Below are 14,843 nucleotides of genomic sequence, written 5' to 3'. Positions count from 1 at the left end.
TCATGGATAGACCGCTGGATTTGTTTGAAGGTAAGGATTGGCTCTCACTTTATTTAGAGCATCCTGATCCTCAGTTTTTGCCCCAAGAAATCAAAATGGAAGATAATTCCTCTACTGTTACTTTTTCTGGGAAAGTGAGTCTATCTAATTTACTTGAAACTTCCTTTCCACTGCCATCATTATCGGTCCTTTTTTGGGGGAGTCCAATTACAGACTTATTCCCAGCGTGCAGTAGTATGAATGAAATTGATATGCAAATTGAACAGGTGTTTAACCTTGCTAAAAGCCAAAATGCCTCAGTTATCGCTGTTAAAGATTTGCCTTGTGGTCATTTTCTTGAAGGAAGTTTAATAAAAAGAGAGTTTATACCAATAGAACACGATCCAATTTGGTATTGTAAAGTACCTACTAGCCTGGATGGATACATCAAAACCTTATCTAAGGGGAGAAGCAGAGGATTAAAAAATAGATGGAACCGTTTTCAAAAATTTGTACAGGTAAGGGAAGCAACTAAGGATGATATTTCATTTATTATGACCGCTTATAATTATACCTGGCAAAAATCAGTATTAAAATTAGAAAAGTTGACCATCGACTTTTATATGGCCGCATTGCTGAACCAGCAATGCAAAATATTTATTTATGAACACGATAATACACCCTTTGCTTTTACTTTACTCTACCTCAAAGATCGGATTATTTTTGATAAATATATAGGGATTATCCCTGCAATAGGGCATAAATTCTCTTTATACTCAATGAGCATTCTATATTTATTAGATTGGGCACATAAAGAAGGATTTCAATGGTATATTGCTGGCCAAGGTGGTGGAAAATCTAAAAGATCATTAGGATTTTCTGTAATTCCTTGTAAGATTTGGGCCAAACCACTGAAATTCACCCGAGTGCTTATGTTTTTTGCAAATAGAATAATTAACATTCATTCTAATAGGATTACATCCATATGAAAGCCTTTTTACTCTGGGTCTCATTGGCCATAAGCGACACAGTTGCACAATTATTAATTAAAAAGGGCGCTATGTTTGGCGTTACGCACCATCATTATGTAAATAGTTATATTTTTTCTGGGTATGCAACCTTAGTCATTTCCTTTTTAATTTGGATGAATATCTTAAAAACCATGCCCTTATATCTGGCATTATCCGTATCCTCATTTGTCTATATACTAATAGCTCTATCTTCTTACTATATCTTGGGCGAAACGCTTACAGCAAAGATTTTTATAGGCACCCTACTTATTGGAGTAGGTATTTATGTCATTAGCTATAATTAATCGATAAGTGAACCAATTTTACTCCTAAGTACATGGCTCATAACTGTCAAAATAGGTGTCAGACACGGCAAATTTTGCCCTAATTTTAATGGCTAATTTGCATGCTCAAAAAGTGAATAATATAATCATATTGATTAAATTTAATTTATTTTAATGTGGAAAAAAAGGAAATGGAGTTTCATGATGATAATTAAATTCTTAGCAACTGGATTAGCGCTTGCTGCTTCCGTAATCCTAACAAACATTCCAAATCAGCCAGTATGTTATAAGGAGTATCATGAGGAAAAAGGATGGCATATGGCTTCAAAAAAATGTCATATCCCTCCGGCTAAAAATTGGCAAGAATATTACAGCGGATTCTACACTCAACCAAGATAACGATAAAACAAGTTATTTATTTGTTGTTCATTTAGCAGTGTAAGCCAGATCGTTTCAGCTATTACAGACCTTTAATACCTGCATCCAATCAAAACTCCTTGTAAGGGCGACGGAAGTTTTAGTGGCATATGAATGTTATTTCACCATTTACAATGAGCTTCATCTAATGTTCTTGTGTATGGGACAAAAGGGGAGGGCTAGCTCTTCTCCAATCCCAATATGTATACAAGGATGATTAAAGAGCAGCCATTCGATTATTGAATTGTTAATCCAACAGGCTCATCAAGTAGTGTATTTCCTCCCGCAATTGTTTGAATTGGAGCGACATTCCCATTGGCTGTGGGTGCGAACACTTTTATTTGCCCGTTGTCACTACCTATATAAATAAACCCTAGGCCATCGATTGCTACTCCATATGGGAAAGAAATCATGGTATTTGCACCTGAAATCTTAACAATCGGTGCCACATTACCTACTGCGTCAGGAGCAAACTTCAGAATGCTATTCGCATCAGAATCAGCAACCCAAAAGTTTCCAGCAAAATCAATCCATAATCCCGTTGGGCGAATAAATGTAGTATTTGAGCCAGATATATTTCGGATGGGAGCTACATTACCATTTGCTCCTGCTGCAAACTCAACCAAACTTGGGGTGCTGAAATTAGAGCCTGAGTTAGCAACAAACACTGTTCCTGACTGCGTAACGGCAATGTATTCCGGAGCGTCAAGATGGGTATTCGAACCAATGATTTGTCTAATTGGCGCCGCATTACCGCTAGCACCTGGAGCAAAGACATTAATGGCATTATTATTATAATCAGCAACATAAAGATTGCCGTAGAAATCTTCTCCAACACCTACAGAACCTTGGATGGTTGTGTTGCTCCCTGCAATGGTTGTCAATGGGGTTACATTCCCGGTTGCTGGAAGATTAAATTGAGTTAATGGAATTGGCCCCGTCCAGTTAGACACCCACAATTTATCAGAATGGTCTATGAAAAGCGCATAAGGGCTGATTATTCCTGTGTTACTGCCGCTAAGATTATCTGTTGGAACAATATTACCTGTCCCCGTTGCAGGAAAGGTCAGAACAAAATTTGTTCCAATATCCCCAATGATAATTGATTTCGCACGAGTCGGCGAGGTTGTTGTGATATTCAAGCTATTGGCTTTACTCGGTTGATAGCATTGATTGGGATTGGGAGTTCCATCCGTGTTGGCTTGGCATGCCACGGGGCCTTTCGTCACCTTACCTGATAATGCACTGCCAGTAATTTCTAATGTGAGTGTGCACGATTGTTGGTATCCCAAAGTGAATGGGCTAGTGCAAAGTGATGCCCCAGGAGCCAGGGATGGGCAATTAGTAGGAGCGGGTGCTTTAGTAATTTGAGTAATACCAGCAGGAAGAGACTGCAGAGTTAGGGTATGGGTTATCGACGATTGATTTGTTACTGTGTACTGAATGCAAGTCGTACTGTTTGTGGGGATTTTGATGGTTGTATCCGTTATTGGTGTAAATGTCCACACGGGCATGTTTGCGTGCAATTGGTTGCCTAAGCAAAGAACGGTGATACTAAATATCAGGGGAGAGATAAAATTCTTTGTTTTCATTGTAATGTCCCTTATGAAAAATAGGTGAGATTGAATAAACCCCTATTGGTGTAAAGGTGGTTAAGAATCAGACCTGAGTTTAACGTTTGTCCATCAGTTCACTAGTTTAAAACAATCTATCAGTTATTACGACCTCAAATAGAAGGTTTTCTTAAGACTCATTTCGTAGTGATTTTGAAAACCGGTTGATTGTGGATCTATTTAGGGAAATGAGTCCCCGTTTGACGGAGTGTTCAGCAACTACTACATTTAGCATGAGAGTACATGTTTTATAATATGATTTAAGGGAATTGATCTGAGAGCAATTTAATAAGGTAAAGAAATGGATACTCTTGAAATATTGAAATCTTCAGAACTATTTTCAAATTTAAGTGATACACAATTGTTACAATTAGTAAGCCTTTGTCATCAAAAGCATTTTGAAAATGGGGACTTCCTTATTAACGAAGGCGATTCTCCTGGTCCCTGTTTTCTAATTGTTTCTGGTCGAGTTCAGGTATATCGTGAGCGAGGCTATGACAGGAAATGGCAACTTGCGGAATTAGGTCCAGGAGCAATTCTTGGTGAACTTGCTATCATTGACGGTTTACCTCGCTCTGCCAGCATCGTTGCCCTAGAAGATACAGAAGCTTTGGCTATTGCTGAGGAGGACTTTAAAAAAATGATGGAGGATAATCCTCTAATCGCATTAAATTTACTTCCACATATTGCAAAAACCCTCAGAAAAACTCAGGATGAACTTTATCTGACAACTTTTGTATTAAAATAACGGATCACTCATGGGTTGTTTCCTCGGAGTTCCCATAGATTTTTGCATCGTTTTTTTGATCCATAGATTTCTATGGAATTAAGTAATTTTTTCTATATTATTGCCACAAGAAATACTCACGAACAATTACAATAAGGATGTTCACACGATGAAAAAAATTGTTTCATTGGCTTTATGTTTGTTTTCTGCTTATGCTGCTGCTGCAAATATCTCCACCCCCCGTAATTTCCAATATTTGGCTGATTTAAGTTTAGGGCCCTCTTGGATAAGTGGAGTAAAAGAAAATCCACAAATATTTAATCGAAATACCGACTATGAAATGGAGTATCTTTATAATAAAAGTAGCAATTCGCCTATACTGGATGCAGAGCTCTTTTTGGGGATTCAAAAAGCAGTTGCATCAAATATCAGGGGACAGTTAGGTTTAAATCTATCTGAAACCAGTATTATTTCGTTGAAGGGAACTATTTGGGAGTTTTCTGATCCTGCCTTTAATAATTTTTCTTATAAATACAGGTTGAGCCATACGGATGTTGCTGCAAAAGGTAAGTTGATTTTCGATTCAAAACTGTTGGTGAATCCTTATGTCAGCGCCAGCATCGGAGTGAATTTCAATCAAACTCAAGGGCTTATAGTTTATCCGCTTACTGATGAGGAAACTTATAATCCCCCTGTAGTCAATCATAACTCAAGTTCTTTCATGTATAGCGTGGGGGTTGGATTACAAAAAACGATAACTGCCCATTCGCAATTTGGTATTGGCTATCAGTTTAAACGTCTTGGTCAGTCCAACTTGATTGTAGATGGAGATCAATTGAACAGCAGTGATCTTTATCTCAATTTTTTACAATTTGAAGTCACTTATTTAATCTAAAGGAATATGATGTGTAATCAACTAAGTAAATTGATGGTAGTATTTTTGGTCTTGTTTTGTGCTGAAGTCATGGCCAAACCAGTGGTAAGCATTGTTGCTTCAGGAAAAACAAGCGTTTCTGTGCCTCAAAATACCCTTGCAGCCATCTATTATACAGTAACTAATAATTCGTCCCGACCTCTTACACTGAATCTTGAACCATTAACGGGGATCACTCAAAGTGTTGCTGGTGCACCCATAGTGTGTGGACAACCTATTGTTTTACCACCCCAAGGCTCATGTTTGTTGACTTTAGTTGCTAACGGTAATAATTTGCCCCGTTCTCCTGTTACAGGATTGCGTTTAAGCCGAAAGACCAAAGCAAGCAAAGTATACAGCATGCCTACACCCGGGCAGGATATTTATGTCATTAGAGGATCCAATACACCTGAATTGGTTGTGATTTCCGGTGATCCCATAATTTTATATGAAGTTCTGAATACAGCTCCCGTTACTAAAGTTTTGACCATTCAAAATGCGTCAACGAATCTAATCGTAAATAGTATTGCTGTCGAATTAACTTCTTGGTCTCAAAGTAATCCGAATGATGTCTTAATCGATGCGAGTAATTGTAATCGCGCGGGAGGGCTTCTGCCAGGCCAAACCTGTATGATTAATTTTACACCGGCCATGTTAGCGACTCCTATCAAGACAACAGAAAAATTTGATGTGATCATCAGTGCTAATGGAAGTTCAAAGACGCAAACAACGGCGCATTTAACTTTAAATCCTCCCGTACCCATTACCTATTCCTCAGCGCAGTACAGCGACAATCCACAAATTGTGCCTTTCCCGTCAGGGAGTTTGCAGTTAACCTTAACAAATATCAGTGGTGAGGCACAAACCCTGAACTTTACTCTTCCGAGTTCTTGGCGTGGTGTTTCTTATACAGGTTGTTCTAACCCTCTAGCAGCGAATTCTTCTTGTATCTTGACATTGTCTTCAACCCAAGCAAACTACGCCAGTCTATTTACCATTAATGCTACTTCATCAAGTGGTTACACGAGTAAAATCCTTGTTCCTGTTGCATTTGTTGATGCAGATAATAATTTAGTATATTCGGTGAACGCTTCTACTTATTCCGCAGTGAACATGAATCATGCGGTGCTTATTAGTACAAGCAATGTAGGGTATCAATGGTGTTCTACAAGTCTTACAAACTGTAATCAAATAACCACAGGCGCGACTAACTCATATAACGGAATGGTAAATTCATCGCAGATAATTGCTGCATTTACTGCGCAAGGTGCAGCCTTAAACACTTATGCAGCAGGTTATTGCGCAACTCTTCCTAATGGAACCTTGAACTTGAATTATTATTTACCCGCAATATGCGAGTTGGGTGATAGTCTACAAGGCGCTGGCTGCAATCCAAATACAGATAATATTTACAGCAATCTGATACAGTACGGATTTTTATCAAATTTTAATGGTCCATTTTGGAGCGCTACCGAAATCACCACTGGAGCAGCCTGGCTAGATTTTTTCTACGGGCCAGTTATCGGATATCAATATCAATACGTTACTAATTTTTATGCCAGTGTGGCGTGCGTTACACAAGGTCACTTATAACAACAGCCATTATTAAAAGGACAATTATGCGTTTTTTATTATTATCAAATTTAGGCGCAGTTAAAAAAATCACATTGTGTTCCAGTGTGTTGCTCGCTATGCAGTATTCATTAACCAGTTATGCTTCGTATAGTGGGAAACCACCACTTACATTCAAAAGTGTCAATCATCAATTAAATATTGCAATGGTAGCAAATCAACCAGCGACTACATTAACGTTGTTTAGCCCCAATTATAACAATGTAGTACCTTGGACATGGGATATTTGCGATATGGCTGATTTTAATTTGAATACCTACACATGCAATACTCCAGCCTCTGCAGATAATCAATACGGGGGACCTTTATTACAACTTCAAAAGGGTGATACGTTAAACATTACCCTCGTTAATAATCTTCCATTGATAAACCCAAATATCTACCCTATAGCTAATTTACAGGGTATTCCTAATTTAAATTTAAACCCTACAAACATACACACACATGGTTTAATTGTTTCTCCTCATTATCCTATTCCAGGCGATCCACAATATGATAACTGGGGGGATAATATCTTCTTAATACTGACAAACTCGGCGAATGGTCCCTATAACACTGGTTCTGGGCACGATCATGGTACCGTGATTGTTAACCCAACGAATTCCGTAGAATATTCTATTTATGTTCCAGAAGACCATCCGAGCGGACTTTATTGGATTCACCCGCATTTACATGGTTTAACATCAGCGCAAATTTCGATGGGCATGCGTGGAATGATTACTATCGGTCAGGTTAGTGATTATGTGTCAATTCCTGGTTTAACAAATACCCAGGTGGATAACAGCACATCCTATTTGGCATTACAAGACTCTCAACTGCTTCCAGGTACTCCAACCTACATCAATACAAACCCGGATCCCACTTTTTGCCCAGCAACACCAAATGCATCTGAAGGAAACACACCAAATCGCCAAGGATTTTGCCCAGGACAAAACTCAAGTGCAATAGAGGGAGGAAACTATATTGGCGGAAGTTGGTACCATTCTGTTTCTGGATTGGTTTATCCTCAGGTAAACGTCACGAATCAAGAAATTTTAGCTATAGCCAATGTGAGTGATTCGACTTCATACAACATTGAGTTACAAGATCGGACCAATAAATGTAACATGCTCATGCAGATTTTGGCTGTTGATGGAATTTCAATTGATACGACTGATGCACAGGCTTTGATGCTCGCAGTGGGAGGTAAATTTGTGCCAGAACCCTGTCCGGAGAGTAATATAACTAATCCAGCAGTATGTACTAGCTCCATTTTAATGATGCCTAGTGCAAGAGTGGAGGTTTTGGCTACTTATAGAGATTGTACTAGTGCGGGTGGTAATGTGATAACACAAGTTCCAGGAATAGGTGCAGGCGCAGTCTTAACAACAACTTCTCATAATACTGGCATCATTGGGGATTATTGGCCACAGGTTGATTTAGTACAAGTCCAATTTGCAGGTTTAGGTATAGGTAACCCTGCTCAGGTCAAACCAATTCCCTATAATTCAGCACTTTTAGCCAGTGAAATAAGGCCTGAGAATCCCAATGTAGTACCACAAGCCTGTCAGCCATTAGCACCGGGTAATAAAAGAAGAATATTTTACGGTAATCCACAGGCATATCCGAATCAATTTGGTCTTGCTTATGAGGTTATTGATCAAAATGGTAATGTTGTCGGTCCACCAGCTACCGATTTAGTTCCCTTTTCATTACATAATCCCTATATTTGTCTCCCTTTAGGACCTAATAACACGCCTGCAACGGAAGTATGGGAGCTTGTTAATGTGGCTACCGAAGATCACAACTTTCATATTCATCAACAGAAATTTCAGATTCTTACGGAAACTGACATTATCACCGGTGAAGTCGTACCTTCTTCAAGCGCTTATTTGATGGATAACGTGCCCATTCCTCATGCGATTGGAAATTGTGGCCAATCAGATGGTTCTAATCCTATTAGCGATTGGCGTACAAAACGATGTAAATCACGTCCAATGACCATACAGCTTAATTTTTCAGCTGCCGGAGATTATGTCTATCATTGTCATATCCTCCAGCATGAAGATGGTGGCATGATGCAAAAGATCAAGGTAATTCCTTTTCCAAGCACCGGCTTAAAATAACGCTAGAGCAGTGATGGTAGGAAGGAGATTTGGGGCCTGAGGAATCCTCACTTTTGATTCCCTCTCCACCACGCTTGTGTGGGGGATGGGGCTAGGGTCACTGCCATTAAGTTAAGCTTTTTTGCCCACCATCCTGAGGAGTTTACGACGAAGGATCCCCTGATATTTAGGAGATCTCTCGCTAATGCTCGAGATCACGGATTCCAACAGCAGGACTATAAGAACGATTCCAAACTGTGGAAAATTTTTCGGGATAAACTGGGCTTCCGGAGAAATATCGATTAACCGGAACACGCTCTTTACTATTTAATTTTTCAGTTACTTCGGTTTGTACCGCGTCAAAAAGAGCATTTTCTACTTTGCCTTTAAGGTTCGCAATGCAAATAAGGACAGCGGGTGTTATTAGTGACAAAATGTTTAATATTCTGAGTACAACCATCTAACATTTGTTGCTTAAGCTCTGGATGAGTAGAAAAGAAATTGGATTGATGTGGAAGTTGTCGACAAACCTGCTTCATTACAGAGGTCATGCAACGTGATACACATTCATCAAAACCCTCTTGTGTGTTGTATGAAATAAAAGGAAGCGTTGCTGGATCTGTTGGTAGTTCTGCACAGATTGTGGCGTCGTCTTTTTCTTCGACTGTAACGGGTAGTTTAGATGCATAATTTGGTCTAGATGTATAATACAATCCGATAAGAATTAATAATAATATAATAACAAGAAATTTGTTTAATGATATGTGCATAGTGTCCTTACCTTTTATCCACTAGCATGAATAATGCATATTATTAAGTGTAGTTTAAATTTAATTCATTACGGTAAGGGGCGAGCTTTAGAAGAAACATGGAATAATAATTTATTGGTGCATGTTTCTTTGGATCAGTTCTTTAAAAACATAAGAAGGAGCGGAGTATGTGGGAGCGAACTGTTAAGACTGCGAAGGCTATTCAACCCATCTCAACCACTGGAATGTTTGCTCATGCCTATAACTGGCTTACTTCTCCTTCGGGAGATCAAGTTTATTATAATCCTTTCTATGACAAAGAAGGAAATCCAGAATTAGAAACTGCAATTTATTTTATCCATGGTACTGCAGATCAATCCTCCGCCTTTCAAAATGTTGCTGAACGTTTAATTCAAGCGGGTCTTCCTAATGAAATATCCTCCCTAAATTTACTTTCTTTTAATAATCGTTATGAGGGAAAAAGCATCGAATTCTTTGCAGAACAACTGGGAGATAAAATCAAAGCAAATCATCACCGAAGAGTTATTTTAATTGCCCATTCTCGAGGAGGATTGGTTGCTTCCTATTTTGCCGAGTTTTTAGCTAAATTAGCGGGTATTGAGGTTCTTTTAATTATTCCGATAGGAGCACCGTTTAATGGTTCTTATCTTGCAATGAAACCTTTATCCTGGTTTTCTGATTCAGTTAAGGAAATGGAAATTGATAGTAGCTTTCTAAAGCAATTAAAAGAAAAAATAATAAATAGCTCCACGATCCCGTATCATTTTTTTATTGCTATAGAGGATGCGATTGTGCCAGGAGAGTCTGGGTATATTAAAGAATACGTTGATAAAAACCCCAATTCGCTCAGTAAATTAGATCGCCATGGCCATCTCTCGATTATGTCTTCTCATCGTTTGGTTGAGCTGATTGCCTTTTTACTTCGCAAACATTTAAACGCACCATTAAATGATCTTGAAGTAATCGTTTCTAAAATGGGGGAAATTAACATCATTGATGACTATTGTTCTCAACCCGAATCGATCCCTACTCCTAAAGTAACAAATACTGGTTTCTCTTGATATTTACAAACGAAGAGCAACCCCATCAATCAATATCTTCCTCATCTCAACAATGATTCAAAGTTTATTTTGTAGACTCTTTGTATCTCAAGATGATTAAGACCCATAGGAACAATGAAATGATTCGGTTAGCGAGATACATTTCTCTTCCATTAACTTACTTGCTTCAGTCTTTACTCCCTGTTTGTGAGAAAAAAAGCCTACGCTCCCAAGGACATGTTCTGGTATTTTTCTATCTCTTTTATTTACTACCTGTAGGACATCTGGAGCCAAATTGTCACGAGAAGCTGTGTATAGTTTAGCAAATAAATTCTGTTGAGAGGTTCTAATTAGCTGCATTAAAGAAGGTTTATGCATATCCTTGATAGCATCTTCAATAATTTTTTTTAATTCACCGCTTCTGTTTGCATATTTTTCTTTTAGCTTTTGAATTTCTTTTTGAGATTTTCCCTGTAATTCTGCTGTTAATGGATACTCTATGAATTCCTCATTCTCCTGTAAAATTAACATCGCTATCGTAGGTAATAATTCTGTTTCTAATACGTTATTTGGAGAAAGTTTTTTTGTAATTGGATCTACAAAACGATTAAAACGTACAAATCCCTTTTCAGCCAGGTGATCACATAATTTTATAAGTTCTAAATTAGTGATTGCGATGTTTATGGCTTCATAATGTGTTTTTTTAGTATATTTATGGGCTTCAATTGCTAACTCCTTAACTTCCTCGACTTGATCACTTTGTATTTCTTCATAGAAAATAGAGTTCTCGTGCTGGCGCTCAGAAGTATGTGCTAAGGTTATTGTCATGCCCAAGTAAGAAGAAGCACGAGTGTCGATTTTATGAGGAATTTCTATGGGGTAATGAACCAAATCACCCTGTTGATATAAATCTTGGTCAGTTTCTATTATACCTGTTTGTCCTTCCAATAGGGCTCTTCTAAATGATGTACTTTCCGAAACTTCATCTTTCATAGTGGGAACTAAATTATAACGATTGAATAAGGGGCCTAGTTCAGTTTTAGCAAATTGATGATTTTTAAATCCACCAATTAAAAATCTAGAAGCCAATTGCCAACTATGTTCATGTATATGGTTTTCATCGTTTCTAATTTTTTTATTTAAATTGCTTAGCACATAGCCTGGTTCATCGCTTTGTCCTACCATGTTATAGATGTGTAATCTTAAAGCCCATCCATGGGGCTTATCTCCTTTCATAAGCACTAACTTATCAAATAAATTACTTCTTCGAGATAGGGAAATAGACATTTCGGTTAGCTCAGGTGTGTCTCTTACTTCTTTTAATAAATTAATAATGTCATCAATAGAGAGATCTTTAATATTTTCGGCTAAAGACCTAGAGGTAGGATTGTCTAGATAATGGAGTTGATATTTCTTTGTTATTTGAGCTTGTATTTCCTTATATCTTTTAGGCATTCACATCTCCTTACATCCTTGAAAAATCGATATATTCTGAATATTTTTAGGAATTTATGGTCATTAATTGATAACTATACATAAATTCTTGTCATCGAGCAATAAGAAAGAGATAAGGATTTCAGAAGCCTCTAGTAGTTGTGGCCCTTATTGTTGTTTTACGCGCTCATTTATTAAATGTTGTAAATGCGACCAAAACATCATAATACATGCAATAAAAAGCGTATTTGGCATCCAACTTGTGATTACTGGATTTAAATAGGATAAATAACCTTGCTCGATATTGCTGGTGCCCACTAAACGAAAACCAATGCCGGCAAAATAACTCGCTGCGAAAGCAAGCACGGTCATTAAAGATAACAATAAAGCGTGCTTATAATGGCGGGACTTTATCTTTTCGTAAAATAGCAGGGCAGCTTTAGCCAAATGTTTGGGTAAATCTTTAATACTCACACTATAGAAAAATACAGTAGGCAAGGTCGCGATCAAACCTACACTGAGAGCTGTCATGTTTTGATATTTGGGATCAGCATTCAAATTGCTATGTAACAGCATTTGTAATCCTTTAACACATTCGGGAATAAAATTAATGATAATCGAAATTGCGCTAACAAAAGCCAACATATATCCTGTGACAAGTACTATTTTTCCAATCAAATGATCTTTTGATGAAGATTTAGCATCAAATGAGCTTGGAGTATTATTCTGTTCGAGAAGATTTCGAAAAAAGCGACGTGCTCCTGCATATCGAGTAGCAAAGTACACGATTAAATTAAGATAAAAACCAATGATCTCACCAGGTATACCTAAAAAAGCCATCGTCTCTTTACCAAGCTCTGCAAAAATCAGACTGGTTATGAAGCACCATATAAAAAGCCCATTTTCAATTAATGAAATTCTGTTTCCGTCCAGTTTTCTTGAAAATTTGTTTTTTAAATAGATAAGGTCACTTTTAATAAGCTCTAAAACGGTTTGAGTAGAGCCCAAAAGATATTTTTTATTAAGACCAGTTAAGACAATAGCGGTTGCGAGCAAACAGATGAGTCCATAGAAGAGCTGACCAATTGATTGATTCATTAGTAAATAACCAATTGCATTTAAAGAGTCGAGTGATTTAAGATTTCCATGCTCACTTTCAAGTGCTGCAAATCCAGATAATATGCTGGTAGGTAATGCAACTAATGCACTGATAGGGTAAATTATTCTATTCAGAATTACCTTTCTTTTTTGCTGTTTTTGTTCGGTTTTCTGATCTGCCTCCGGGGCTATAGTTTTAGACAAGAAACTATCAGCAACTTGCCCCATTTTCTCTGAAGACATTTTGTTACCTATCATTAATGGTTATGTGATTTACTGATCATTATTATTGAATCGACTTGACTCGAAGCATCGAGTCAAGTCTATATTCATTCAATCCCAATCAAGCTTATTGATAGGCCCGAGTTTTCTTCTCATCAGGGTCATGTTGCGGTGCTTGTGAGGGCCCTTGTTTTGCTGTTTTTGGAGCAAACCATCCAGAGCTTCCCCCAAAAGAAGAGTCCGAAAAACTATGAGAGCGGTGAATCCGTGATGCTTTAGGAGGAGTGGAAGTTTCAGTTTCTTTCGGCTTGGTGGCTTTCTCACAACAGTCTTTACCAAAGAATACCGCTTGTGTCACAGCACCAATCGCTCTTTCTTCATCGCGACTCAATTCTTGTACACTATGAGAAGGTTTTACATCTTGTGCCGCTAATTTTGCTGCAGTATATAAAACTCCTGCCCAGACTTGGCAAATTTCAAAACCTGGAGTACCTCCAATTGCAAAATTAACGGATTTTCCTTCATTTAAAACATAAATTGTACGACCATCGAACAGCTTATAAGGTGACAAATGTTGTGCTTCTTCACATTTCTGACGATCTTCTGCTGAGTTTTTACTTTGTGCTGCTAGTTCTTTGAAAAAGTCATCACTGAACTCATCATCTGGTGAAGTACACGATGCAATAAACAAAACAGGGTTCGTGTCAACTTCAGAAGAACGATCAATTTTTCGTAAGTCAGCAATATCTTTGGCAGACAATACTTTTGAACCCGTTGCACTAAATAAAATCTGAGCTTTTTGCAAAGCGAGTGCTTTAGCTTTTTTATCGGTCCCCATCACGACTTGATGTCCGTCAATCATTGCTAATTGCGCACGCAGTGGGTCAATTTCAATTACAGTAACGTCTGGAATCCCTCTTTTTCTACAACTATTTGCAATACTTCGGCCGATTTTTCCATAACCGATAACACAAGCATGTTGTAAAGAATTTAAAGCCGAATGTACACCATAAAGGATTGTATTGCTCGCATCGCAAATAGCAACACCCGTTTGAGCGTCTTCCAATTCTTTAATGTTACTGCGGGCAACAGAAAGATTGGGCATCGCGGTTACTTTTAAAGCTTTATCCAGCTTGTAGTGGCCATTTTCAGTAACCTCTGCAATACCAACTAATCTTTTACTCACTTCCGGATGTTCCATCAACTCTTTAAGAACATAAGAAAAATAACCACCATGGTCCATTATAACCAATTTTTCACCAGGCTTAGTATTTGCTAAAATAAGATCAATTGCTACTTTAGGATCTTTAAGGGCTTCTTTTGTAACATCTAATAGCTTGCAGTTTTTTGCCGCAAATTCTTCAGCTTCTTTAACATGAGTAGAACTTTTCAGAATCACACCCGCTATTTTACCGAGCTTAGCAATAGAATCTACATGTGTTTCAAAGGTTTGCAGACAATGATCTACCACTAAGAAGGTGACATTATCATCAATTTTCAGATTTTCTTTACATAATTTAATGATTTTATCGTAATATTTTTTTGCTTTAACATCAATTTCTGACCAGGATCTAATATGTTTGTCTTGCATTTACTTCTCCGATTTGCGTTTAAGTTTAA

General features: G+C 37.7%; 13 protein-coding genes. 8 read left to right on the top strand and 5 right to left on the bottom strand.

From position 1 onward, the window contains the following. Positions 1 to 236: 236 nt before the first annotated feature. The 3 genes from Lstg_RS09230 to Lstg_RS09220 all read left to right on the top strand — a co-directional run bounded on the left by Lstg_RS09230 (position 237) and on the right by Lstg_RS09220 (position 1,672). Positions 237 to 968, top strand: coding sequence for a GNAT family N-acetyltransferase (locus Lstg_RS09230; RefSeq protein WP_162264077.1), 732 nt, complete (start codon positions 237 to 239; stop codon positions 966 to 968). Next, entirely contained in the window at positions 965 to 1,294 is a 330-nt protein-coding gene (locus Lstg_RS09225) for an EamA family transporter (protein WP_058477374.1), read from the top strand. Before Lstg_RS09230 ends, Lstg_RS09225 begins: the two co-directional genes overlap by 4 nt. Positions 1,295 to 1,474: 180 nt before the next feature. Further along, positions 1,475 to 1,672, top strand: coding sequence for a hypothetical protein (locus Lstg_RS09220; RefSeq protein ID WP_238585405.1), 198 nt, complete (start codon positions 1,475 to 1,477; stop codon positions 1,670 to 1,672). A gap of 254 nt (positions 1,673 to 1,926) precedes the next feature. Here Lstg_RS09220 and Lstg_RS09215 read toward each other — a convergent pair whose 3' ends face one another. Next, positions 1,927 to 3,282, bottom strand: a complete 1,356-nt coding sequence (locus Lstg_RS09215) for an NHL repeat-containing protein (protein WP_058477372.1) — start codon at positions 3,280 to 3,282, stop codon at positions 1,927 to 1,929. Positions 3,283 to 3,604: 322 nt separating this feature from the next. Between Lstg_RS09215 and Lstg_RS09210 the strand changes: the two genes are divergently transcribed. The 4 genes from Lstg_RS09210 (at position 3,605) to Lstg_RS09195 (ending at position 8,680) form a co-directional block, all read left to right on the top strand. Next, positions 3,605 to 4,051: a cyclic nucleotide-binding domain-containing protein gene (locus Lstg_RS09210; RefSeq protein WP_058477371.1), complete on the top strand. Its 447-nt coding sequence runs from the start codon at positions 3,605 to 3,607 to the stop codon at positions 4,049 to 4,051. Between the two features lie 148 nt (positions 4,052 to 4,199). Then, a complete protein-coding gene (locus Lstg_RS09205) occupies positions 4,200 to 4,925 on the top strand; it encodes a hypothetical protein (RefSeq protein WP_058477370.1) in 726 nt (241 codons plus the stop codon). Between the two features lie 9 nt (positions 4,926 to 4,934). Then, entirely contained in the window at positions 4,935 to 6,536 is a 1,602-nt protein-coding gene (locus Lstg_RS09200; protein ID WP_058477369.1) for a hypothetical protein, read from the top strand. Positions 6,537 to 6,562: 26 nt separating this feature from the next. Next, a complete protein-coding gene (locus tag Lstg_RS09195) occupies positions 6,563 to 8,680 on the top strand; it encodes a multicopper oxidase family protein (RefSeq protein ID WP_058477368.1) in 2,118 nt (705 codons plus the stop codon). A gap of 365 nt (positions 8,681 to 9,045) precedes the next feature. On the opposite strand, the gene Lstg_RS17680 is transcribed toward Lstg_RS09195, so the two are convergent. After that, positions 9,046 to 9,429 carry a hypothetical protein gene (locus Lstg_RS17680; protein WP_058477366.1) on the bottom strand — a complete coding sequence of 128 codons (384 nt, stop codon included), beginning with the start codon at positions 9,427 to 9,429 and terminating at the stop codon, positions 9,046 to 9,048. Positions 9,430 to 9,596: 167 nt separating this feature from the next. On the opposite strand from Lstg_RS17680, the gene Lstg_RS09180 reads away from it, so the two are divergent. After that, on the top strand, positions 9,597 to 10,490 hold the full coding sequence (locus tag Lstg_RS09180; RefSeq protein WP_058477365.1) for an alpha/beta fold hydrolase: 894 nt from the start codon (positions 9,597 to 9,599) through the stop codon (positions 10,488 to 10,490). 96 nt (positions 10,491 to 10,586) lie between these two features. Here Lstg_RS09180 and Lstg_RS09175 read toward each other — a convergent pair whose 3' ends face one another. The 3 genes from Lstg_RS09175 to Lstg_RS09165 form a co-directional block, all read right to left on the bottom strand. Next, entirely contained in the window at positions 10,587 to 11,924 is a 1,338-nt protein-coding gene (locus Lstg_RS09175; protein WP_058477364.1) for a hypothetical protein, read from the bottom strand. A gap of 147 nt (positions 11,925 to 12,071) precedes the next feature. After that, positions 12,072 to 13,244 (bottom strand): hypothetical protein, encoded by a 1,173-nt coding sequence (locus Lstg_RS09170; RefSeq protein ID WP_058477363.1) that lies wholly within the window; start codon positions 13,242 to 13,244, stop codon positions 12,072 to 12,074. 106 nt (positions 13,245 to 13,350) lie between these two features. Beyond that, the gene (locus tag Lstg_RS09165; RefSeq protein WP_058477362.1) at positions 13,351 to 14,814 is read right to left on the bottom strand and encodes an NAD-binding protein; all 1,464 of its coding nucleotides are present in this window, start codon (positions 14,812 to 14,814) and stop codon (positions 13,351 to 13,353) included. Between the last annotated feature and the right edge of the window lie 29 nt (positions 14,815 to 14,843).

Source organism: Legionella steigerwaltii, from assembly GCF_001468065.1.
Lineage (GTDB): Bacteria > Pseudomonadota > Gammaproteobacteria > Legionellales > Legionellaceae > Legionella > Legionella steigerwaltii.
The sequence above is the reverse complement of the archived record's forward strand: the minus strand, read 5'-3'. Positions and strand labels throughout refer to the sequence as shown.